We start from the raw sequence: 20,552 nt of genomic DNA, 5'->3' as shown, positions 1-20,552 counted from the left end.
ACGTCTGCCGGCGAACCGGGGCCGCCGGTTCAGGCGTCGGGGTAGACCTTCAGCTCTGTCACGTGTGCCCGGTCGGGGCGGGTCAGGGCGTGGGCGACACTCTTGGCCAAGCCGCGCGGGTCGATCAGGTGATCCCAGCTCAGGCCCGCGTCGCGGTTTTTGGGGGTGTCGATCGCGCCCATGGGATACAGCACGCAGCCGCGCACGCCCCGGGCCTTGAGTTCGTCGTGCAGGCTCAGGACGTAGGCGGCGACGGCGGCCTTGCTGGCCGTGTACAGCGCCGCTTTCGGGCCACTCAGGCGGGCGGCCTGCCCGGCGCTGACGCCCATAATCATCCCGTCTTTCTGCCGCAGCATGTGGGGCAAGACGCCCTGCACGGCGTGAAAGAGGGTCAGCATGTTCGCGTCGAACATGGTGCGCAGGTCCTCGTCGGTGGCTTTCTGCACGTCCTGCGCCGCGTAGGCCCCCACGGTATGCACCAGCGCGTCCACCTTCACCTTCCGCAGCGCGTCCACACTGGCGGGGTCGGTCAGGTCCAGGTCCAGGACCTCGGTGGCGGGGATGCGGTCGGCGGCGCGGGCCAGGGCCTCGCCGCGCCCCACCAGCACGAGCTGCGCGCCCGCGTCCTCCAGTTCCTGGGCAACAGCGGTCGCCAGCGCGCCGCCCGCCCCCGTGAGCATGATTGTCGAGGAGCTGAGGTTCGCCATACCCATAGCCTAACGGCCCGGCGCGTTCAGGCTTCCTTAAGGGCCTCACGGTGAGGGGCGAGGATGGGGACGCCGGCCCAGTTCTTTGCCGGGCTGTGGCTCGCCGCCCGGCTGTCTGCGTCATCCCCAACCCGGGAACCGGAGGTAGACAGAGAGCCGCCCGCCCAGGTTCGCCCTTTCAGTCCCGCCTCTCGCCCACTGAAACGCGGTCTGCCACGCTGAGGGCATGACCCAGACCCAGCAGGAGATGCAGCGTGTGACCGACCCGGCGGTGGCGCGTGCGCTGCGGCAGAACCATCCCTTTCTGACCCAGTTTCTCGCGCCGCGCTCGCCCAGTGAGGTCGCGGTGCGGCTGGGCATGGCCGCCAACCTGGCCCACCACCACGCCCGCAAGCTGGCGGACCTGGGCCTGCTCGTCGAGGCGGGGCGGGAGGGCGGGAAGGTGTTCTACCAGCTCGCCGCCCGTGAGTTCCACGTTCCCTCGGAGCTGCTGCCGCCGGGGGACAGTGAGGGCAACGGCACGGCGGACCTGCGCGACCTGTCGGAAGCCTTCCTGCAGGCCTACGAACGTTCCTGGGACCTGATGCACGAGGGCGAGGTGGACGTATACGGCTTCGGCGACCGCGAGCGCCCCGCCCGGCCCCAGCCCCTGCCGGCCATGCCCGCCGCCGAAGCCTTCCCCACCCACCTCGACCGGCTCACGCTCAGGCTGACACCGGAACGCTATCAGCAGCTCGCCCACGCGATCAGCGCCCTGCTGGACGAGGCCTTCGCCGAGGGCGTCCGCGAGGGGGGCCAGCCCTGCACGGTCGCGCTGCTGGCCTTCCAGGGTGTGCCGGGGGCCGACGCCGGGAGTTTCCAGGGCATCGCGCGGAATACCAATTCCTTCCTGGGTGCCCCTCCGGCCTGAGGCGAGCAACGAGAACCCCCCACCCAGACATCGGGCGGGGGCTTTCCTTGGGGCTGCGGGGTTTTACGCGCCGACCAGCGGCTGCTCCAGCCCGAACACGGCGCGGTCGTCCACCGCCAGCGGCTCGTTTCCGGCCTTGATGGTCGTGGCGAGCATCTTGGTTTCGGGGAACAGCTTGGTGAAGTAGAACTTCGCGGTCTGCACCTTGGCGAGGTAGAAGCCGTCTTTGTCCTGCCCGGCGCCGATCTTCTCCTGCGCGATCTTCGCCATGCGCGCCCACAGGTAGCCGTACACGACGTGGCCGAAGTACCGCAGGTAGTCCACGGCGGCGGCGTTCACCTCGTCGGCCCCTTCCGGCCCCTGCATGGCCTTCTGCCCGATCACCATCGTGAGGGTACCGAGCTGGTTGGCGGCCTTGCCGAGCTGGTCGAGGTAGGGCGCGAGGTTCTCGTCCTCCGCGTTCTCCTCCACGAACTCCTGGAGCATTCCGGCGAGCTTCTGGAGCTTTTTGCCGCCGTCCATCAGCACCTTGCGGCCCAGCAGGTCGAGCGCCTGGATGCCGTTGGTGCCTTCATAAATCTGGCCGATGCGGGCGTCGCGCACGAACTGCTCCATGCCCCACTCGCGGATGTAGCCGTGGCCGCCGAACACCTGCTGGCTCTGCACGGCCACATTGAAGCCGTTGTCGGTCATGAAGGCCTTGGCAATCGGCGTCAGCAGCGCGACCAGATCGGCGGCCTCCTTGCGCTTGGCCTCATCGGGGTGGTGATGCTCGATGTCGATGCTCAGGGCCAGCCACATCGCCAGCGCGCGGCCCGCTTCGGTGTACGCCTTGCCGGTCAGCAGCATGCGGCGCACGTCGGGGTAGACGATGATCGGGTCGGCGGCCTGCGAGGCGTCCACGCGCGGCTCGTGGCGCATCTGGAGGCGGTCCTTAGCGTAGGCCAGCGCGTTCTGGTAGGCCACTTCCCCCAGCCCGAGGCCCTGGAGGCCGGTGCCCAGGCGGGCGGCGTTCATCATGATGAACATGTGGTTCATGCCCTTGTTGATCTCGCCGACGAGGTAGCCCTTCGCGCCGTCGAAGTTCAGCACGGCGGTCGCGTTGCCGTGAATGCCCATCTTGTGCTCCAGCGAGCCGCACACCACGCCGTTGCGCTCACCGAGCGAGCCGTCCTCGTTCACCAGGACCTTGGGCACGAGGAAGAGGCTGATCCCCTTGGTGCCCATCGGGCTGCCCTCCAGCCGCGCCAGCACCAGGTGGACGATGTTGTCCGCCAGGTCGTGCTCGCCCGCGCTGATGAAGATCTTGGTGCCGGTGATGCTGTAGCTGCCGTCGCCGTTGTCGGTTGCCTTCGTGCGGATGATGCCCAGGTCGGTGCCCGCGTGCGGCTCGGTGAGGCACATGGTCCCGGTCCACTCGCCGCTGACGATCTTGGGGAGGTAGGTGTTCTTCAGGGCCTCGCTGCCGACCGCGTGCAGCGCCGAGTACGCGCCGTGCGAGAGTCCGGGGTACATCGACCACGCCACGTTGGCAGAAGTCATCATCTCGACCAGCACGTTGCTGACGAGGTGGGGCATGCCCTGGCCGCCGTAGGCGGGGTCGGCGTCGAGGGCGGTCCAGCCTGCCTCGCGGTACTTCTTGTAGGCGGCCTTGAAGCCCGTGGGCGTGGTCACGCTGCCGTCCTCATGGCGGGTGCAGCCTTCCTGGTCGCCGACGGCGTTGAGCGGCACCAGCTCGCCCTCCACGAAGCGGGCCGCTTCCTCCAGCACCTGGGTCATCAGGTCGGCGTCGGCGGTCTCGTTCTGCGCATAGAAGGGCAGGTTGCCGAGCTGGGCAGGGGCGTCGAGCAGGTCGTGCATCAGAAACTTGATGTCGCGCAGGGGGGCTTTGTACTGGGGCATGGGTCTCGTCTCCTCCTCGCGGGAGGCCGCTCCCCCGCGTCATGCGCTCTGAGGACGGCATCCGGCACAGTTGATTGTACCGAGTCTAAAACTTTTGGGGGCAAAAGTCACGTGTGCCTCATCACCGTCTCTTTAGCGCGGGGCGGCAGAGCCGGGTGGGACGTGACCTTTTCGGCTATTCTGATCAGGATCATGAACTATCCAAGCCTGGTCTGGCACCTCAAGCGTACCGAGCTGTTCGCGGACCTTGAGCTGGCCGAACTGGAGCGGGTAGCCGCCACCACGCCCTACCGCTCCTACGGGCCGGGCGAGGTGATCTACCGCATGGACGACCCGGCGGACGCCCTGTACTTCGTCCGCAGCGGCCTGGTCAAGATCAGCAAGCTCTTTCCCAACGGCAAGGAGGCGATTCTGGGCGTGATCGGCCAGCACGATACCTTCGGGGAACTGCTGCTGCAACCCGAAGAACGCCGCCCCACCCAGGCCGAGGCCCTGGAACGCACCATCCTGATCGTCCTGCCCCGCGCCGAACTGCAAAAACTGCTGGCGACCAAACCCGACCTCGCCATGAAGCTGATCCGCCTGATGGCCGCCCGGCTCTTCGAGGCCCAGGCCTGGACCGCCACCGTCAGCGCCTACAGCGCCCCCGAGCGCGTCGCCAGCCTGCTGTACCGCCTGGCGCGCGAGTTCGGCCGGCCCCATGCCCAGGGTGTGGAGCTGGCCCTCAAGCTCAACCAGGAAGACATCGCGCGGATGGTGGGGGCCACCCGCGAAACCGTCAGCCATTCTCTGGGCAAGCTCAAGCAGGAGGGGGCGATCACCCGCGCGCGTACGCCGCTGGTGGTGCGTCTGGACGTGCTGAAACGCTACCTGGAGGAATAACGCGGGCTGGGTCAGAGCGGGTCGGTGGGTAGGGGAGCGCCCGCGCCTTTCGCGGCCAGCCGCAGCCGCGCCGCCTCCGCCCACAGGACACGGGCCGCAAGCGTGCGGTAGGGCGACCACGCTTCCACCCGTTCCTGCTGCGCCGCGCCGGGCGGAAGCTCGGGAGAAAGGCGTGCCAGGCCCTGACGCAGCACCAGGTCCCCGAAGCTGAACACGTCGGGCCGCGCCAGACCGAACATCAGGAACATCTCCACCGTCCAGCGTCCGATGCCCGGCAGCGGCGTCAGGGCAGCGATCACCGCCTCGTCCGGCAACGTCGCCAGCTGCGCGAAGTCCACCTGACCCGTCAGGGCCGCGTCCGCGAGTGCCCGCACGGTGCGGACCTTGGCCCAGGAGAGGCCCAGCGCCCGGAGCTGGTCCGGCCCGGCCCGCAGCAGGGTGTCCGGGGAGACGCCGCCCAGCGCCTCCGCCACCCGCGCGTGAATGCTGGCCGCCGCCCGGGTGGAAAGCTGCTGCCCCACCACGCTCCGCACCAGGGTGCCGAAGGGGTCCGCGGTGGGGGTCAGCACCGGGAGGGGCGGGAGGCGGGCCAGCACCCCGGCCAGATCCGGGTCACGCGACAGCCACGCCAGTGCCGCCGCATGGTCGGTCAGGGGAGGGGAGACGGCGGGCTGCCCGGGCGCATCGGTGGTCATGGGAGGCTATTGGAGCGCAGGGGCCGCCCCGGATTCATGAGCCGTGTGCCGGGGAACGTGAAGGAAAGATACGCCGATTTCCCTCGTACCTGACGGAGGGTCGGCCTAGCGTGGACAGCATGAAACGACTTTCCGCTCTGCTGCTGGCCGCCCTGTTCGCCGCCCCCGTCTCCGCCCAGGGCATCACCATTACCCGCACCACCGTCTCGTCCACGCAGACCACCACGCCGAACATGACCGACGTGCCGGCGGGCTGGCGCGTCGTGAGTGGCCGGGTGCAGGCGCCCAACAATGTGCGCTTGCCGTCGGGCAGCACCGTCACGATCAGCCTGGAGGACGTGACCCGCCTGAACGGGTCGGGCAAGACCCTGCTGAAGGTCGATTTTCCCGCCACCCGCCTGTCCACCCCCTACCAGTTCCAGTACAACCCGGCGCGCATGAACCCCCGCCGCGTCTATGCCGTGACCGTCCGCGTGAACGGCCCCAATGGCCGCGTGCTGTACAGCAGCAACAAGGCCCAGGAACTTCCCCGCACCCGCAGCGCCATGCTGGACCTGCGCGTGACGCCCGCCCGCTGAGCCTGGTCGCCTGAGTGAACAGCCACCGATCTGTGGCTGTGGGTCGGTGGCTGTTCGCGTTCACGGAAAAGCGGTCACAGATTCCAGCCGCCCGCCACCTCCAGTTCCTGCCCGGTCACGTAGTCGCTGGCCCGCACGAAGTACAGCGCGGCGTCCACCAGTTCGGCCACCGTGCCCACGCGGCCGGCGGGCAGGTCGCGCAGCGGCTGGCTGACGCTGGTTTCGATCACGCCGGGGGACACCACGTTCACGCTGACGCCCGTGCCCGCCAGCACCTTGCCCAGCGCGTGCGAGAGGTGCAGCACCCCCGCCTTGGCAACCGCATAGGGCACGATGCCGGGCCGCGCGATCAGGTGCCGCGCGCCCGCATAGCCCAGGTTCACGATCCGGCCGAACCCCGCCGCCCGCATCAGTGGCGCGGCCTCCTGGCAGGTGGCGAAGGTCGCGGTGAGGTTAGAGCCGAGCATGTCCGCCCACTCGGCGTCGGTGGTGTCCAGCAGCGGCTTGTGGACATAGTTGCCCACGTTGTTCACCAGCACGGCCAGCGGGGAGTCGGGAAAGGCCGTGTGCGCGTCCTGCACCAGCCGCCGGGCCTGGGCCGGATCGGTGAGGTCGGCCTGCAAGGTGGTGGCCCGCACGCCCGCCGCCCCACACAGCCGGGCCGTTGCCCGCGCGTCGGCCTCGCTGCCCCGGTAATGCACGGCGACGGCATACCCCTCGGCGGCCAGGGCGATGGCCAGCGCCCGCCCGATGCCGCGTGCTGCCCCGGTGACCAGGGCCGTACCTTTCTGGCGGCCTTCCGTCACGCTTCCTCCCTTGCCAGCGCCAGCGCCACGAGTGTCCGCGTCACGGTATTGAGCGGATAGTCCGCCGCCTCTGCCAGCGGCACCCAGGCCCACTCCGCGATTTCCTCGTTCGGGGTGACGTCGTGCGTGTCCGTCCGGGCGAAGAAGTCCACCAGCAGCATATGCGCGGGCTTGTGGAACTCGGCACTCAGCACCGCTTCCTGCATCTGGGCGTAGCGCACGTCCCGCAGGTCCAGCCCCGTCTCCTCGCGGAACTCGCGGGCCACGGCGTCCGCGAGCGTCTCGCCCCCCTCCACCTTGCCGCCCGGCACGCCCCACCGCCCGCGCCACTTGGTCGTGCGGGCCAGCAGCACCCGTCCGTCCGGTCCCCATACGAGTGCCCCCACGCAGACGACTGGTCTGTCCATGAGCAGCAGGGTACGCGCTCGGCGGGCCGCCGTGCGCGGGGGGTGGTTCTTTTCCCCGCATTCCGCGCACCGCTTCCCGCTACTTTCTGCGGTGGCGCAGCACCCGCCGTTCCAGCGCCGCGACCGCCAGATACAGCAGCACCCCCAGCACGATCAGCAGGACGATGGCCGCGAACTGCCGGGGCGTGTTGTAGTACGCGCGGGCCTGATTGACCGCGAAGCCCAGGCCGGGCTGGTTGCTCACGAACTCCCACACGACCGCGCCGATCAGGGCGAGACTGAAGGCCAGCCTCAGGCCGCCCAGCATCACCGGGAGGGCGCTGGGCAGTTCCAGCCGCGTGAGCCGCTGCCAGGGCGTGGCCCGCAGGGTGGAGAACAGTTCGTGGTCGGTGGGCCGCACCTCGCGCACGCCGACGATGGTGGCGATCATCACCGGGTAGAGGGCCGAGAGGGCGCTGACCAGCACGGCGGGGACCGTCCCGAAGCCGAACCAGGTGATCAGCAGCGGGGCCAGCACCACGATGGGCGCACTCTGCGACGCGACCACGAAGGGACTCAGGAAGCGTTCCAGCGCCCGCGACTTGCCCAGCGGGTAGCCGACCACGGCCCCCGCCAGCGAGCCGAGCAGCGCCCCCAGCAGCGCCACCCGCGCGGTGGCCCAGGTGAAGGTCAGGAACTCGCCGGGCGTCTTGACCAGTTCCCCCCAGACCCGCGCGGGCGTGGGCAGCAAAAAAGGCTGGTTCAGCGCGTGCGCCAGGACCGTCCACAGCAGCAGCCCGGCCAGCAGCGCGGCGGTGGGGGCCAGCCAGCCCAGGCGCCGGGGGGTGGGCACCTCCACCTGAAGCAGCGTGCTGTCCCCGGCCCCCAGCAGCGCGCGGAGCTGGGCCTCGACCGGGCTGGCGGGCGGCGCGTGGGTCTTCTGACGGGTGTCCAGAATCGCCACGATGCGCCCCCCGCGCAGCACCGCGACCCGGTCGGCCAGCGTGGCCGCCTCGCGGATGGAGTGGGTGACCAGAACGGTGGTGCGCCCGGTCTTGTCGTGCAGGTGCCGGAGTTCGGCGTTGAAGCGTTCGCGGACCAGGGCGTCGAGCGCCGCGAACGGTTCGTCCAGCAGCAGCACGTCGGCGCTCTGGGCCAGTGCCCGCGCCAGCGCCACCCGCGCCCGCATCCCGCCGGAGAGCTGCGCCGGGTGGTAGCCCGCGTAGCCGTCCAGCCCCACCAGATGCAGCGCCTCCTGTGGGTCCAGGCCGCCCCCGGCCCCCAGGTCACGCGGCAGCCCCACATTCCGCAGCGCCGTGCGCCAGGGCAGCAGCCGGTTATCCTGAAACATCAGCGCGGGGGGCGAGGCGACGGTGACGCGGCCTTCCTGCGGGCGCAGCAGCCCGGCCAGCACGCGCAGGAAGGTGCTTTTGCCGCCGCCCGACGGCCCGATCACCGCCAGGAACTCGCCGTGCGGCACCGTGAGGCTCACGTCGTCCAGCACGGTCAGGCCGCCCAGACGGACCGTCACGCCCGAGAGCTGGATGGCGGTCTCGCCCGGCTCCGGCGCGCTCACGCCGCACCCCCGTTCATGCGGCGGGCCTGCCCCGGGTATTGACCAGCACGACGCCCGCGATGGCGATGGCCCCGCCCACCACCGACAGCAGCGTGGGCAGCTCCCCCAGCCAGAGCCAGGCGATCAGGATGGCGAACACGGGCGAAACATACAGGAAGGAAGTGGTGGTGCCCGCGCCCACCCGCGCCAGCGCGAAGGTCCAGGTCAGGTAGGCCAGCGCCGCCGGAAACAGCCCGATGTAGATCACCGCGAGGTGGGCGGCGAGCGGCGCGTGGGCCAGTTCGGTCCCGAAGCCCGGCAGGAACACCAGAAGGGGCAGGGTGCCCAGCAGCAGGCTCCAGACCGTGAAGTGCAGCGGGTTGATGCGTGCCAGCAGAGGCCGCTGGAACACGAAATAGAGACTGGTAAAGAGGGCCGCCGCCAGAATCAGCAGCGCCCCGCGCGTGAAGTCCACGCTCTCGCCGCGCCCCAGCACGATCAGCGCGACCCCGCCCAGGCTGACCAGGGTGCCCAGCCACCCCGCCGCATTCAGCCGCTCGCCGCCGAAACGGGTGGCGAGCAGCGCCGTGATGACCGGCCCCGCCGCGATAATCAGGCTGGCGGTGCCGGCGGGCACACTGACCTCGCCGTAGTTGAGGCACACGTGATACAGCGTGATCCCGAAGAGGCTCAGCAGTCCGATGCGGCCCAGGTCGGCCCAGGACGGCAGAGGGATGCGGGCGGCGACGGCGTAGGCGCCCAGTGCCGCGCTCGCCACCAGAAAGCGGTACAGCGTCAGGTGACCCGGTGTGAAGGCGTCCAGCCCCGCCCGGATGCCCGCGAACGCCGACGCCCAGAACACGACCGTCACCAGAATGGCCCCCAGCGAGAGGGGATCGAGGCGGCCCACCTGCGGCGCGCGGGAGGTCACGCGGTCTCCTCCGGGGGCGGGACGTGTGAGGCAGGCCAGGACATGCCCGCCAGCCTAGCGCGGCGCGGCTGCATGAGGAGGGGGTCAAGGCGGGCACATCCGCCCGGCCCGGCGCGCACGGAAGCATGGGGGCCAGCACAGGAGGTTTCAGCATGGACGAAGGCAAACCCGGCGACGCCCCCACCCGCAGCCCCGAGACAACGGCGTCCTACATGGGCGGCGAGGGCCAGACCCCCGACGCGAACACCAACCTTGACCCCAATCTGCAAGGCGGCTCTACCGGCGCCGACCGGCAGGCCGCCCGGACCATCGAGCAGCAGCACACGCAGCGGGGCGGCCTCCCGGCCGGCCTCGACGCCCAGAGTGATCCCGCGCGGCAGATGGACAACAGCGGGATGCTCGACCCGAAAGGCGAGGGTGCCCGGGCCGACGACGGGGCCGAGATCATCGGCGAGAGCGGCGACGACCGCAACGAGCAGCGCTGACCGGCCCCGCGCCGCTGTGCCCGCCCTCACCTTAAATGTGGGTTGGGGGAGGATTCACCCGGCCCCACGCGTCTGGCCCCTAGACTGCCCGCGACGGAGGAACGACCTATGAGCGCAAACATGGACAACGCGAACAGCAAGGAAGACAGCAAGAGCATGGACCAGAGCCGCATGATCAGCGGCGCGGCAGGCGGTGCCCTGATGCTGCTCGGCCTGCGGAAGAAGGGCCTGCTGGGCCTGGGCATGGCGGCGGTTGGGGGCTACCTCGCCTACCGCGCGGCGACCGGCAACGATCCGGTGATGGCGGCGGCGGGCCTCAGCGGCAACGCGGCGGCGGCCAAGCCGATCTTCGTGGAGCACAGCGTGGTGATCGACCGTCCCGCCCAGCAGGTGTATGCCTACTGGCGCAACCTCGAAAACCTGCCCCGCATCATGAGCCACCTGGAGAGCGTCACGGTCCTCGACGAGCGCCGCAGCCGCTGGGTCGCCAAGGCGCCGCTCGGCACCCACGTCGAGTGGGAAGCCGAGATCGTGAACGACAAGCCCGGCGAGCGCATCGGCTGGCATTCCTTACCCGGCGCGACCGTGGACAACGCGGGCAGCGTGCAGTTCGAGAGCCTGCCGAACGGCGGCACCCGCGTTCACGTCGCCCTCTCCTACCGTCCGCCCGCCGGGGCGCTGGGCGCAGCGGTCGCCAAGCTGTTCGGTGAGGAACCCAGCCAGCAGATCGCCGACGACCTCCAGAACTTCAAGAAGACCTTCGAGGGCGCCAACCCCCAGGCCTGAGTTCAGACAAGCGTCGACAGCCAACACCAGAGGAGCGGCCCCGAATAGTAGGGCCGCTCCTCCGTCATACCGGGGGCTTACCAGCTCAGGTCGTAGTTGTTGAAGGGCAGCCCCTGCGTGACGGTCGTGCCGTCGGCCCGGTTCCAGCCCTTCTTGACATTGAAGCCGAAGAGGCCCGCATCCTGCGTGGCAAAGATCAGGTAGCGGCCTTGATTCCGGGTCCGGGGTTCACCGGCGGTGTATTTGTTGTCCTTGTTGGTGTCCACATAGGCCAGCACCTCATAGGCCCCCGCCTTGGGGTTGGCGGGGAGCGAGATGGCGTAGACCCGCTTCTCGGGGTTGAAGGTGCCGATGTCGAGCTGGTCCACCGCATTGTTCTCGAAGCCCGAACCGGTCATGCCGATCAGCGCCAGACGCACGTCGCCCGCCTGGGGCTGGGTGCCGGTGATGCTGCCGGTCACGTCCCCCTTGGGCAGACCGAACATGCCGCAGGAGGCCAGCGAGAGCGGAAGCACCAGCAAAGGGAGTGTCTTGTTCATACGCCGTCACCGTACGGCCTGGCCGGGGCGGGTGGGTCAGCGGCACATCAAGGGAATCTCGGGGTTGCCCTCATCGGGGAGTCAGGTAGAGGGGGGTCCGTCGGGGCGGCCTTCCGGAGCTTCATCCGGTGAGGCGGAATCCCCGGCCTCCACCACCGTCAGGGAACGCAGGGTCGCGCCCTGATGCCAGCCGTACTGCGGGTCGCGGAGGCCCAACGCCCCGGCCACGGCGCGGGCCGCCGCGTGGTCCGGCTCACCGTCCAGGCAGAACAGCAGGAAGCGGCGTCCCCCCGGTGCGATGCGGACAAACAGGTTTTCTCCCAGTTCGAGCTGCTGGGTGCGCCCCAGCTTCTCGGCGCGGCCCTGCGCGTACCGCAGCGCGTCGCGGATGCGGACCGTCACGGTGGGGTGGCTCATGAGGAGGCCTCCTGGGGAACCGGGGCGCGCAGGCCCAGCAGCAGCATGTCCGCGTAGCCCTCGGCCACGTCGCGTGGGGTGAGGTTGCCGCCGGGGCGGTACCAGGTGTAGGCCCAGTTCACGGCGGACAGGATCAGGTTCGCGGCCATCTTCACGTCCAGGTCGGCGCGGAAGACGCCCTCGCGGATGCCCTGCATCACCAGGTCCCGGTAAAAGGCGTCGATGGTGTCGCGCCAGTTCGTCACCTGGGCGTAGGCGCCGGGCGAGAGGTGCTTCCACTCGTGAAAGAAGACGGTGGCACTCTCCATGTTGTCGGCCACCACCCGGATGTGGCGCTGCATGGCCTCGCGCAGCTTCTGGTCGGCGGCCAGGGGCACGTCGCGCAGCGTGAAGAGGGCCGCGTCGAACTGCCGGGCGGCCCGGTTCACGATTTCGATCAACAGGTCTTCCTTGCCGCTGATGTGCGCGTACAGGCTGCCGCCCTGCATCCCCAGTTCCCCGGCCAGATCGCGCATGCTGGTCGCATGGTACCCGCGCTCGGAAAAGAGGCGGCTGGCCACATCGTGAATCTGCTCCCGGCGCGACTTGGCGGGCAGGTCGGCGGCGGGGATGTCGGTGGGGGCAGCGGGGTCCGTCATGGCGGGGGCACGCGGGGCGTGCAGGCAGCCTAGCACGGGGGCAAGCGAACGTCCGTTTGGCATGGGTGGACGGCTGGGCGCGCGCGGAGACGGGGTGGTAGAACGGACGGCATGACCACAGAGCTTCCAGTGTCCGGGCGTGCGGCTCCGGCCACCGACCCGGCGGGTGTGCGCGGCGCGGTGCGCCAGGTGCCCGCCTATCCCTTCACACCCATCGACGTGCCCCACAAGCTCGACCAGAACGAGAACGCCTACGATTTCCCGGCGGACCTCAAGCGCCTGGCGACCGAGCGGATGCTGGCGCGGCCCTGGAACCGCTATCCCGACCTGCACGCCGAGACGCTGGCCGACCGCATCGCCGCCTTCGAGAACTGGGACCCGGCGGGCGTGGTCCTGACGCCGGGCAGCAACGTGCTGATCAAGCTGCTGACCGAACTCGGCGGCATCGGCCAGACGGTCCTGACCGTCAGCCCCACCTTCAGCGTGTACACCCTGGAGGCGCAGATGCTCGGCGCGACCCTGGTCCAGGTGCCGCTCAACCCCGACTTCTCGCTGCCAGTCGAGGGTTTGAGGGCTGCCCTGCGGGACAACCCCCCCGGCGTGCTGTACATCACGCAGCCGCACGCCCCGACTGGCTTCGTGGACCCGGAGGCCGCCGTGCGCGAACTGGTGGAGGCCGCCGAGGGCTGGGTGGTCGTGCTGGACGAGGCGTATCACCAGTACAGCGGCACCGATTTCCGCGATCTGGTGCAGGCGGGCACAAATCGCCTCAGCCTGCGGACCTTCAGCAAGGCGTGGGGGCTGGCGGGCATCCGCCTGGGCTACGCCCTGACGAGTCCGCTGCTGGCCGGGCACCTGCGCAAGCTGGTTCCCGCCTTCAATATCGGCACACTCGCGGAGGCTGCCCTGGAAGTGGCGCTGGAGCATCCCGGCTACGTGCGGGAACGTGCCCAGGAGGTCCGCCGTGAACGGGAGCGCATCCTGGCCGCCCTGCAAGACCACCCGCTCTGGACGGTGCTGCCCAGCCAGGCCAACTTCTACCTGATCCGCACCCCCGACGCCGAGGCCGCCTACCGCCACCTGCTCGCGCACGGCATCGTGGTGCGCCGTCAGGACCGGCTGCCCCTGCTGGAAGGCTGCCTGCGGGTCGCGGTCGGCACGCCGGCGGAGAATGACGCGCTGATCGCGGCGGCCCGCGCTTTCCGGTAGGGGAGGCCGTGACGCGGTGAGGTGCGGGTGGGGGCCGTTGAGGGTGTGGGTCACAGCGAGCAGGAAGCGCAGGCGCTAGCGTCTTTTGACCGCCTCCCATGGATCCCTTCACCGCCCCATCCGGCTTCCCACCCCGCACGCCCGTCGTCCGCGACTGTACGGCGTGCGGGGCCTGTTGCTCGGCCCCCGACATCCACGCACTCGGCAAGCCGTTGGGCGTGCCGTGCGTGCATCTGGGTCCGGGTTGCCTCTGCGGCATCTATCCGGTTCGGCCCGCCGTGTGCCGGGGCTACCAACCCGACTGGGTGTGCGGCGAGGTCGCGCCCCTGCCCACCCTGGAGGCGCGGGTGCGGCGCTTTCTGGAGATTTACGGCCTGGAAGAGGAAGCGGGGCTGTAACGGGGGCGGCGGGGAGAAGATCCGGACACCCCCGGATGGTCTGGATTCAGGACGGGTCAATAGCACACGACCTTTTCTCCCGAACCGCGTCAGCCCCGGCTCTTGCCCCACAGCCCATGACCAAAAAGCCGCGTGGCCTGCGGAGGGGATTGCCCCACGCAGGCCACGCGCCACCAGCGAGCCGCCGTTCAGTCGTCGGCGGCCTGCCCCGACTTCTTGGGCACTTCCGGGTTCTCCACGAACTCGGTAGGATCGTACAGGTCGAAGCCGATGCCCTTCTCGTAGTCCTGAATCTTGACGTGGAGGCGGCGCACGTCGCCCTCGACCTGGCCGTAGTCGAAGGTGTCGAAGATGGCGGTGGTCTTGAAGTTGCCGCCCCCGAAGTCGGGGACCTCGCGGGTCTTCTTGATGCCCTCTTCCAGCGCCTTGCGGCTCTCGATGCCGAGGTTGCGGAAGGCCACCTGCATCACGTCGCGGGAAAAGTCGCGTGGGCCGTAGATGCCGGCGCGGTACACCGTCTCGTAGAACTCCTGCCAGTTGGGGACCAGCGTCGCGGCGGGCATGGAGAACTGCCCGATCACGTTCTTGATCGCCTCCAGCGTGCGCTCGGGGTAGTAGTAGAGGTACATCCGCACGCCTTCGAGGAAGAAGTTGTAGTGCGCCGCCTCGTCCACCGCGATGGTCTGGGCGACCTTCGCCAGCACCGGGTCGGTCACGCCCGCCAGGTGCGGCCTCTGGCTCTTGCCCTGGGCGATCTTCATCATGTTCAGGTAGTTGAGCTGGGTGGCCCGCTCCTGAAACACGGTGTAGACGAGGTTGTGAATCGCGTCGGGGAAGGGCAGTTCCCAGGTCTGGCTCTTGAGGCGTTCCTTGTATTCCTCGATCCACTCGGGGCTGCGCTGCCCGCTGAACAGCACGGCGTTTTCCCAGGCGTCGGCGTGCTTTTCCTCCTCGCTGCCCCAGCGGAGCTGGAAGTGGCTGCGGCCATGCGAGCGCCGCACCAGATGCACGAGGTTGGAGGTGAAGTCGGGCGCGTACTGCTCCACCGCGAAAAAGCCCTGGATCACGGTGATGACTTCCGGGGGAAGGTCCTTGTTCATGGCGCGCCAGTCGAAGGACTTGTCGGCGTTCCAGTTGCGCGTTTCCTGGCTGCGGGCGGTGTACCAGCGGTACAGGCCCAGAAACCCGCGCTCGATCAGACGGTCTTTTTCCTGGTTGCTCAGCAGCCCGGCGGGGGTGCGCGGGCGTTCGTTCAGCATATTGGGGGGGAGAATGTCAGCCATCAGGGGCCTCCTTGCCGCCCGCCGGAAATGGTGCAGGGTGGGGGACGGTATGGGCATAGCGTAGTGCGCCGCGCCTGACGGGGCCATGAACCGGGACGCGGTGCAAGTCCATCAAAGCTCCACCGTTGGGGGGGCGGGAGCCTGTGCCGGTCTGCTCCTGGGGGCTTTTCAAAAAGGCCGACTGAGGCCCGGCGGCCACCCGCTAGACTGCCCGCATGAGCCTGCTCGGTCAGTCCGCGCCCGACTTCACGCTGCCTTCCACGTTGGGGGAACCGGTGACCCTCAGCAGTTACCGGGGGCAACAGCATGTGGTGCTGGTGTTCTATCCGCTGGACTTCAGCCCGGTCTGCTCCATGCAGCTTCCCGAGTATTCGGGTCGCCAGGACGACTTCGCGGAGGCCGGAGCCGTCATCCTGGGCGTGAACCGCGACAGTGTGTACGCCCACAAGGCCTGGGCCGCCGAGTACGGCATCGAGGTGCCGCTGCTGGCCGACCTGAACCTGAACGTGGCCCGGCAGTACGGCGTGGCCCTGGACGAGCGCGGCATCAGCGGGCGGGCGGTGTTCCTGATTGACCGGGGCGGCGTGGTGCGCTTCGAGCATGTGGAAGCGCAGACCGGGGAGTACACCGTACGGCCGGAAGTGGTGCTGGCGAAGATTCGGGAGTTGTAGGCCTGAACGCATGACCGAACCCCACACCCAGCCTGATACCGTTGAGTGCCCGCACTGTCACACCCGCTTTCCGCTGGCCCATTACCTCCTGGGGATGCGGCAGCGTTGTCCCGCCTGCGGGCAGGAGGACGTGCCAAAGCTGGTGGACTCTGGGCACTGGCGATGTGACTTGACCTTCGGGGACTTTCAGGGCCTGCTGCGCGATGCGTATACGCAGAGCAGCACGGTGGAGCGGGTGTCACGCTGGCTGGGCTGGATGTTGCAGCAGCCGGAGGGCGAGGCCTTTTTCACCGACCTGCTGGGGCGCAGGCACTCGCTCGAAGCGGCCCACCTCCTCATTCAAACTACGCCTGAGTGGCAGCTTAATCTCTACCGAATGGCGATGAGTTTCTGGCGCTGATACGGTTTCCGTCCAATCCGTTATCGAATAGGGAAAACGCCGATTCGATAACTCCTTTCCCGGCAACCGTTTTTTTCCTCCTCGCTCCGCTCGGGTTGAACAGTTTTTATAACTGTTCAACCGGAATCCGTATGAGAAGTGCCTGCGGGGGACGGTCAAACAGGCCATACTGCGCCACTCGGCGGATGCATCCTCACCCCCGGCTGGCCTAGCCTGGGGGAATGCCGGACGCTGCCTCCTCCCCCTCTTCCTCAGGTCCGCCCGCCCGCTCCCAGACGGGCCGGGTGCTGCGTGACTACCTCGGGCCGCTGAAGTGGCAGGTGGTGGCGCTCGCCGTGCTGCTGCTGACCGGGACCGGCCTGAACTTGCTGCTGCCGCAACTGCTGCGGCGCTTCGTGGACAACGCCAAGCTGGGTGGGGGTGCGGACGTGGGCCTGCTGGCGCGGCTGGCGGGGTTTTACATCCTGCTGGCCGTGGGCGTGCAACTGCTGACCGCCGGGGCGACCTACGTGGGCGCGCGGGTGGGCTGGACCGCCACCAACCGCCTGCGCGCCGACCTGATGCGGCACCTGCTGTCGCTGGACATGCGCGAACACAAGGAACGCACGCCCGGCGAGATGATCGAGCGCATCGACGGCGACGTGACCGCCCTCAGCAACTTCTTCTCGCAGTTCGCGGTGCGCGTGTTCGGCGCGGCGCTGCTGCTGACCGGCGCGGTCGTGATGTTCTACCTGACCGACTGGCGGGTGGGCGTGGGCATCACCTTTTTCGTCCTCGTCACGCTGGTGGCCATGAATCAGGTGCGGAAAAAGGGTGTGGAACCCACCCGCCTGGAACGCGAGAGCAGCGCCAAACTGTTCGGCTACGTGGAAGAACGCCTCGCGGGCCTGGACGACGTGCGCTCGCTGGGGGCCGGGGAACACCACCTGCGCGGCTTTCTGCGGGTGCAGCGCGAGTTTTTCCAGCGCAGCACCTTTTCCTGGCGGCGGCGCAGCGTGGTGTGGCAACTCAGCATGGCGCTGTTTGCCATCGGGTACGTGGGCGTTCTGGGCGCGGCGGTGGGGCTGTACGCGGCGGGTGCCATTAGCCTGGGCACCGCCTTTTTGCTCTACCAGTACATGAACATGGTGGAAGAACCTATCGACCAGCTCACGCAGCAGCTTCAGGACCTGCAAAAGGCCGGGGCCAGCCTGGGCCGCGTCGGGGAACTGCTGGCGCTGCGCTCGGAGTTGCAGGAGGGAACGCGCGAACTGCCCCGGGGGCCGCTCGACCTGCGCTTCGAGAACGTCAGCTTCAGCTACGCGCCCGAGGACCCCACGGTGCGCGGCGTGCTGCACGACGTGAGTTTCCACCTTCCCGCCGGACAGACGGTCGGCCTGCTGGGACGCACCGGCAGCGGCAAGACCACCCTCACGCGGCTGGTGTCGCGGCTGTACGACCCCACCACGGGCAGCGTGCGGCTGGGCGGTCTGGACACCCGCGACGTGCGACTGGACCAGCTGCGCTCCCGCGTGGCGGTCGTGACCCAGGACGTGCAACTGTTCCAGGCCAGCGTGCGCGACAACCTGAGTTTCTTCGACAAGTCCGTCACCGATGCCGAGGTGGAAGCTGCGCTGCACGAGGTCGGCCTGGGCACCTGGCTCTCCCGGTTGGAACAGGGCGTGCGGACGCCGCTGCCCACCGGCAGCCTCAGCGCGGGGCAGGCGCAGCTCCTCGCCTTCGCGCGCGTGCTGCTGCGCGACCCCGCCGTCATCATCCTGGACGAACCCAGCAGCCGCCTGGACCCCGCCACCGAGGCGCAACTCACCCAGGCCATGACCCGCCTGCTCACCGGGCGCACCGCCATCGTGATCGCCCACCGCCTCGACACCGTCGCCCGCGCCGACCGCATCCTCGTCCTGGGGGACGGCCAGGTGCTGGAGGACGGCCCCCGCGCCGCGCTGGCCCGCGACCCACGCAGCCACTATGCCGAGCTGCTGCGGGCGGGGACGCTGGCCGAGGAAGGGGTGCTGGCGTGAGGGTGCGCGGTTGGCGGGACGCGGTACGCGGTAGCTTTCGCAGCAGCAACGGCTTTTGCCCTCTTTTCCCACGCACCGTGCACTGCGTCCCGCGCACCCCCCGGAGCCTCCCATGACCACCTCCTCTTCAACCACCGCCCCTCCCCGTTCCAGCCCCGACCGCACCTTCGCCCTCTCCAAACGGCTGTTTGCCTACAACCCCTGGCTCTTTGCCTTCAACCTGCTGATGTGGGGGATGGTTCACGCCGCGCCCGCGCTGCTGACGCTGGCCGTGAGCAGCGTGTTCGGGCGGCTGGAGGAGGCGGACAAGCTGCGGCTGGCCGGACAACCGATTGACCCTGTGGTGGCCGCCGCCTGGGTGTCGGTGGGGTGGTTCGCGTTGGTGCGGGTGAGCCGCTTCGGCATCTTCTACGGGGCATTCCGGGCGTGGATCGAGCTGTGGTACACGCTGGACGCGCTGGTGCGGCGCAACCTGCTGGGCTACCTGCTGACCGCGAAAGGCTCGCGCCGCCTGCCCGACACGCCCGCCGAGGCGGTGAGCCGCTTCCGGGACGATGTGGAGGACGTGGCCGGGTACACCGAGGTCTGGGTGGACGGCGCGGGCTTCGTGGTGTACTGCGTGCTGGCGATTGCGCTGATGGCGCGGGTGGACCCGGTCATCACGGGGCTGGTGTGCGCGCCACTGCTGCTGATGGTGGTGTTCGTGCAGCGCCTCTCGCCCCGGATTCGCACCTACCGCCGCCGCATGCGCGAGGCCACCGCCCGCGTGACCGACTTTATCGGGGAAACCTTCGGGGCCGTGAGCGCCGTGAAGCTGGCGGCCCGTGAACCCCAGATGGTGGCGCATCTGGCCGCGCTGGGCGAGGTGCGCCGCCACTCGGCCCTGCGTGACGTGCTGCTCACGGAGCTGATTCGCGGTGTGAACACCAACATGGTGAATCTGGCGGTGGGGCTGGTGCTGCTGCTGGGCGCGAACCGGGTGCGCGGCGGACAGATGGACGTGGCCGACTTCGTGCTGTTCATCGGCCTGCTGCCGCGCCTGACCGGGAGCATGGGCTTTTTCGGGGACGCGATTGCCCGCCACCGCCGCACCGGGGTGAGTTACGACCGCATGGAGCGGCTGCTTCAGGACGCGCCCCAGGGTACAGTCGTCGCGCACCACCCCGTCTACCTGCACGGCGAGGCGCCCGCCCAGGTGGCCACGCCGCAGGCCGAACCGCTGGAAGAACTGCGCGTGGAGGGCCTGACCGCCCATCATCCCAGCGGCGCGGGGGTCGCGGACGTGAGTTTCACCTTGCGCCGGGGCGAGTTCGTGGTGGTCACCGGACGCATCGGCAGCGGCAAGACCACGCTGTTGCGGGCGCTGCTGGGGCTGATGCCACAGGACAGTATTGACGGAAAGGGGGGCCGCATCTTCTGGAACGGTACGGAGGTCACCGACCCCGCCTCCTTCTTCGTGCCGCCCCGCAGCGCGTACACGGCGCAGCTTCCCAGCCTCTTTTCCGACACCCTGCGCGAGAACGTGCTGAGCGGCAGCGACCCCGCGCGCCTCAACCGTGCCGTGCGCCTCGCCGTGCTGGAACCCGACCTCGCGCAGCTCTCGGCTGGGCTGGACACCCCGGTCGGGGCGCGGGGCGTGAAGCTCTCGGGCGGGCAGGTGCAGCGCACGGCGGTCGCCCGGATGCTCGCTGCGGGCGCGGACCTGCTGGTCTTCGACGACGTATCGAGTGCGCTCGACGCCCGCACCGAGGCCCTGCTGTGGGACGGCCTCTTCCGCGAGACGGACGCCACCTGCCTGGTCGTGTCGCACCGCCGCGCCGCCCTGACCCGCGCCGACCGCATCCTGCTGATCGAGGACGGGCGACTGACGGGCGAGGGCACGCTGGAGGAACTGCTGGAGCGCAGTGCGGAAATGCGGGCGCTGTGGGCGGAGGACGTGGGGGAGAGCGCGTGACGGTCAATACGCTGAGTCTGCGCTATAGATGGCGTGGACCTCAGCAGTCTCGTCCGTGACTGGGAAGCGTCGCATACGCCGAAGCCGAAGTCGGGTCTGGATTATGCGGGCTTACAGGAGTGGCCTCCCGAGCTTTTGGAGGCGTGGCTTGTTCCCGACGAATGGAAAGCTCAAATTTTTGTCTGCGGCGGATGTCTGGAGTGGGGCTGCTGGTCCCTGCTTGCCCATTTGATGCGCCAGGACGGACACGTCATCTGGAGCCACTTCGAGCAGCCGCGCCGGGGTGAATGGTCCTACGACGGCCTCGGCCCGTTCGTGTTTGATGCGGAACTGTACGACACTCAGGTGAAAGCGCTGCTAGAGGATGTGAGGGGCTGACTCTCAACGGCCGATGGATACGGG

General features: G+C 69.1%; 23 protein-coding genes. 12 read left to right on the top strand and 11 right to left on the bottom strand.

All coding sequences use genetic code 11. The annotated features are described in order from the left end of the window. Positions 1-29: 29 nt before the first annotated feature. Positions 30-707: an SDR family oxidoreductase gene (locus DEIPH_RS02530; RefSeq protein ID WP_034353312.1), complete on the bottom strand. Its 678-nt coding sequence runs from the start codon at positions 705-707 to the stop codon at positions 30-32. Positions 708-933: 226 nt separating this feature from the next. On the opposite strand from DEIPH_RS02530, the gene DEIPH_RS02525 reads away from it, so the two are divergent. Continuing rightward, on the top strand, positions 934-1,617 hold the full coding sequence (locus DEIPH_RS02525; RefSeq protein ID WP_034353309.1) for a winged helix-turn-helix domain-containing protein: 684 nt from the start codon (positions 934-936) through the stop codon (positions 1,615-1,617). A 63-nt stretch (positions 1,618-1,680) separates the two neighbouring features. Here the strand turns inward: DEIPH_RS02525 and DEIPH_RS02520 are convergent, their stop codons facing one another. Beyond that, a complete protein-coding gene (locus DEIPH_RS02520) occupies positions 1,681-3,519 on the bottom strand; it encodes an acyl-CoA dehydrogenase C-terminal domain-containing protein (RefSeq protein WP_034353306.1) in 1,839 nt (612 codons plus the stop codon). 192 nt (positions 3,520-3,711) lie between these two features. On the opposite strand from DEIPH_RS02520, the gene DEIPH_RS02515 reads away from it, so the two are divergent. Further along, positions 3,712-4,401, top strand: coding sequence for a Crp/Fnr family transcriptional regulator (locus tag DEIPH_RS02515; RefSeq protein WP_034353533.1), 690 nt, complete (start codon positions 3,712-3,714; stop codon positions 4,399-4,401). Positions 4,402-4,412: 11 nt separating this feature from the next. Here DEIPH_RS02515 and DEIPH_RS02510 read toward each other — a convergent pair whose 3' ends face one another. Next, a complete protein-coding gene (locus DEIPH_RS02510) occupies positions 4,413-5,096 on the bottom strand; it encodes a DNA-3-methyladenine glycosylase family protein (RefSeq protein WP_034353304.1) in 684 nt (227 codons plus the stop codon). 119 nt (positions 5,097-5,215) lie between these two features. Between DEIPH_RS02510 and DEIPH_RS02505 the strand changes: the two genes are divergently transcribed. Then, positions 5,216-5,674, top strand: coding sequence for a YbaY family lipoprotein (locus DEIPH_RS02505; protein WP_034353531.1), 459 nt, complete (start codon positions 5,216-5,218; stop codon positions 5,672-5,674). Between the two features lie 74 nt (positions 5,675-5,748). Here DEIPH_RS02505 and tmpR read toward each other — a convergent pair whose 3' ends face one another. The 4 genes from tmpR to DEIPH_RS02485 form a co-directional block, all read right to left on the bottom strand. Beyond that, positions 5,749-6,480, bottom strand: coding sequence for a bifunctional dihydropteridine reductase/dihydrofolate reductase TmpR (gene tmpR / locus DEIPH_RS02500; RefSeq protein WP_034353301.1), 732 nt, complete (start codon positions 6,478-6,480; stop codon positions 5,749-5,751). Beyond that, positions 6,477-6,887 carry an NUDIX domain-containing protein gene (locus tag DEIPH_RS02495; protein WP_034353298.1) on the bottom strand — a complete coding sequence of 137 codons (411 nt, stop codon included), beginning with the start codon at positions 6,885-6,887 and terminating at the stop codon, positions 6,477-6,479. Before DEIPH_RS02495 ends, tmpR begins: the two co-directional genes overlap by 4 nt. A gap of 79 nt (positions 6,888-6,966) precedes the next feature. Further along, positions 6,967-8,442: an ABC transporter permease subunit gene (locus tag DEIPH_RS02490; protein WP_034353296.1), complete on the bottom strand. Its 1,476-nt coding sequence runs from the start codon at positions 8,440-8,442 to the stop codon at positions 6,967-6,969. A gap of 13 nt (positions 8,443-8,455) precedes the next feature. Next, a complete protein-coding gene (locus DEIPH_RS02485) occupies positions 8,456-9,352 on the bottom strand; it encodes a DMT family transporter (protein WP_034353292.1) in 897 nt (298 codons plus the stop codon). A 152-nt stretch (positions 9,353-9,504) separates the two neighbouring features. Here DEIPH_RS02485 and DEIPH_RS02480 point away from each other — a divergent pair, with 152 nt between their 5' ends. Continuing rightward, positions 9,505-9,837 carry a hypothetical protein gene (locus DEIPH_RS02480; protein WP_034353289.1) on the top strand — a complete coding sequence of 111 codons (333 nt, stop codon included), beginning with the start codon at positions 9,505-9,507 and terminating at the stop codon, positions 9,835-9,837. A 108-nt stretch (positions 9,838-9,945) separates the two neighbouring features. After that, positions 9,946-10,623: an SRPBCC family protein gene (locus tag DEIPH_RS02475; protein ID WP_034353284.1), complete on the top strand. Its 678-nt coding sequence runs from the start codon at positions 9,946-9,948 to the stop codon at positions 10,621-10,623. A gap of 77 nt (positions 10,624-10,700) precedes the next feature. Here DEIPH_RS02475 and DEIPH_RS02470 read toward each other — a convergent pair whose 3' ends face one another. The 3 genes from DEIPH_RS02470 to DEIPH_RS02460 all read right to left on the bottom strand — a co-directional run bounded on the left by DEIPH_RS02470 (position 10,701) and on the right by DEIPH_RS02460 (position 12,217). Beyond that, complete coding sequence (locus DEIPH_RS02470) at positions 10,701-11,162, bottom strand: hypothetical protein (protein ID WP_034353281.1); 462 nt, start codon at positions 11,160-11,162, stop codon at positions 10,701-10,703. Between the two features lie 81 nt (positions 11,163-11,243). After that, positions 11,244-11,579 carry a hypothetical protein gene (locus tag DEIPH_RS02465; protein WP_034353278.1) on the bottom strand — a complete coding sequence of 112 codons (336 nt, stop codon included), beginning with the start codon at positions 11,577-11,579 and terminating at the stop codon, positions 11,244-11,246. Then, the gene (locus DEIPH_RS02460) at positions 11,576-12,217 is read right to left on the bottom strand and encodes a TetR/AcrR family transcriptional regulator (RefSeq protein ID WP_034353275.1); all 642 of its coding nucleotides are present in this window, start codon (positions 12,215-12,217) and stop codon (positions 11,576-11,578) included. The genes DEIPH_RS02465 and DEIPH_RS02460 overlap by 4 nt, the downstream gene beginning before the upstream one ends. A gap of 111 nt (positions 12,218-12,328) precedes the next feature. Between DEIPH_RS02460 and DEIPH_RS02455 the strand changes: the two genes are divergently transcribed. Further along, positions 12,329-13,426 carry a pyridoxal phosphate-dependent aminotransferase gene (locus DEIPH_RS02455; protein ID WP_034353273.1) on the top strand — a complete coding sequence of 366 codons (1,098 nt, stop codon included), beginning with the start codon at positions 12,329-12,331 and terminating at the stop codon, positions 13,424-13,426. 98 nt (positions 13,427-13,524) lie between these two features. Next, entirely contained in the window at positions 13,525-13,824 is a 300-nt protein-coding gene (locus DEIPH_RS02450) for a YkgJ family cysteine cluster protein (protein ID WP_034353270.1), read from the top strand. Between the two features lie 188 nt (positions 13,825-14,012). Here the strand turns inward: DEIPH_RS02450 and DEIPH_RS02445 are convergent, their stop codons facing one another. Continuing rightward, positions 14,013-15,107 carry an acyl-ACP desaturase gene (locus DEIPH_RS02445; RefSeq protein WP_034353267.1) on the bottom strand — a complete coding sequence of 365 codons (1,095 nt, stop codon included), beginning with the start codon at positions 15,105-15,107 and terminating at the stop codon, positions 14,013-14,015. Positions 15,108-15,322: 215 nt separating this feature from the next. On the opposite strand from DEIPH_RS02445, the gene DEIPH_RS02440 reads away from it, so the two are divergent. From DEIPH_RS02440 to DEIPH_RS02420, 5 genes are all read left to right on the top strand, one after another. After that, the gene (locus DEIPH_RS02440; RefSeq protein ID WP_034353264.1) at positions 15,323-15,778 is read left to right on the top strand and encodes a peroxiredoxin; all 456 of its coding nucleotides are present in this window, start codon (positions 15,323-15,325) and stop codon (positions 15,776-15,778) included. A gap of 10 nt (positions 15,779-15,788) precedes the next feature. Continuing rightward, the gene (locus DEIPH_RS02435; protein WP_034353261.1) at positions 15,789-16,178 is read left to right on the top strand and encodes a hypothetical protein; all 390 of its coding nucleotides are present in this window, start codon (positions 15,789-15,791) and stop codon (positions 16,176-16,178) included. A gap of 221 nt (positions 16,179-16,399) precedes the next feature. Beyond that, positions 16,400-18,196, top strand: a complete 1,797-nt coding sequence (locus DEIPH_RS02430; protein ID WP_051517090.1) for an ABC transporter ATP-binding protein — start codon at positions 16,400-16,402, stop codon at positions 18,194-18,196. Positions 18,197-18,308: 112 nt separating this feature from the next. Continuing rightward, the gene (locus DEIPH_RS02425; protein ID WP_034353255.1) at positions 18,309-20,150 is read left to right on the top strand and encodes an ATP-binding cassette domain-containing protein; all 1,842 of its coding nucleotides are present in this window, start codon (positions 18,309-18,311) and stop codon (positions 20,148-20,150) included. Positions 20,151-20,183: 33 nt separating this feature from the next. After that, entirely contained in the window at positions 20,184-20,528 is a 345-nt protein-coding gene (locus DEIPH_RS02420; RefSeq protein ID WP_034353252.1) for a hypothetical protein, read from the top strand. The last annotated feature ends 24 nt before the right edge of the window (positions 20,529-20,552 follow it).

Origin of the sequence: Deinococcus phoenicis, from assembly GCF_000599865.1 — a bacterium.
Taxonomy (GTDB): domain Bacteria; phylum Deinococcota; class Deinococci; order Deinococcales; family Deinococcaceae; genus Deinococcus; species Deinococcus phoenicis.
This window is presented reverse-complemented; position numbering and strand designations above follow the sequence as displayed.

Coding starts and splice junctions, on each gene's coding strand:
- DEIPH_RS02530 (WP_034353312.1), bottom strand. CDS start 707: ATGGCGAACCTCAGCTCCTCGACAATCATGCTCACGGGGGCGGGCGGC.
- DEIPH_RS02515 (WP_034353533.1), top strand. CDS start 3,712: ATGAACTATCCAAGCCTGGTCTGGCACCTCAAGCGTACCGAGCTGTTC.
- DEIPH_RS02430 (WP_051517090.1), top strand. CDS start 16,400: ATGCCGGACGCTGCCTCCTCCCCCTCTTCCTCAGGTCCGCCCGCCCGC.
- DEIPH_RS02525 (WP_034353309.1), top strand. CDS start 934: ATGACCCAGACCCAGCAGGAGATGCAGCGTGTGACCGACCCGGCGGTG.
- DEIPH_RS02460 (WP_034353275.1), bottom strand. CDS start 12,217: ATGACGGACCCCGCTGCCCCCACCGACATCCCCGCCGCCGACCTGCCC.
- DEIPH_RS02520 (WP_034353306.1), bottom strand. CDS start 3,519: ATGCCCCAGTACAAAGCCCCCCTGCGCGACATCAAGTTTCTGATGCAC.
- DEIPH_RS02505 (WP_034353531.1), top strand. CDS start 5,216: ATGAAACGACTTTCCGCTCTGCTGCTGGCCGCCCTGTTCGCCGCCCCC.
- DEIPH_RS02440 (WP_034353264.1), top strand. CDS start 15,323: ATGAGCCTGCTCGGTCAGTCCGCGCCCGACTTCACGCTGCCTTCCACG.
- DEIPH_RS02450 (WP_034353270.1), top strand. CDS start 13,525: ATGGATCCCTTCACCGCCCCATCCGGCTTCCCACCCCGCACGCCCGTC.
- DEIPH_RS02455 (WP_034353273.1), top strand. CDS start 12,329: ATGACCACAGAGCTTCCAGTGTCCGGGCGTGCGGCTCCGGCCACCGAC.
- DEIPH_RS02480 (WP_034353289.1), top strand. CDS start 9,505: ATGGACGAAGGCAAACCCGGCGACGCCCCCACCCGCAGCCCCGAGACA.
- DEIPH_RS02465 (WP_034353278.1), bottom strand. CDS start 11,579: ATGAGCCACCCCACCGTGACGGTCCGCATCCGCGACGCGCTGCGGTAC.
- DEIPH_RS02435 (WP_034353261.1), top strand. CDS start 15,789: ATGACCGAACCCCACACCCAGCCTGATACCGTTGAGTGCCCGCACTGT.
- DEIPH_RS02425 (WP_034353255.1), top strand. CDS start 18,309: ATGACCACCTCCTCTTCAACCACCGCCCCTCCCCGTTCCAGCCCCGAC.
- DEIPH_RS02510 (WP_034353304.1), bottom strand. CDS start 5,096: ATGACCACCGATGCGCCCGGGCAGCCCGCCGTCTCCCCTCCCCTGACC.
- DEIPH_RS02475 (WP_034353284.1), top strand. CDS start 9,946: ATGAGCGCAAACATGGACAACGCGAACAGCAAGGAAGACAGCAAGAGC.
- DEIPH_RS02495 (WP_034353298.1), bottom strand. CDS start 6,887: ATGGACAGACCAGTCGTCTGCGTGGGGGCACTCGTATGGGGACCGGAC.
- DEIPH_RS02445 (WP_034353267.1), bottom strand. CDS start 15,107: ATGGCTGACATTCTCCCCCCCAATATGCTGAACGAACGCCCGCGCACC.
- DEIPH_RS02470 (WP_034353281.1), bottom strand. CDS start 11,162: ATGAACAAGACACTCCCTTTGCTGGTGCTTCCGCTCTCGCTGGCCTCC.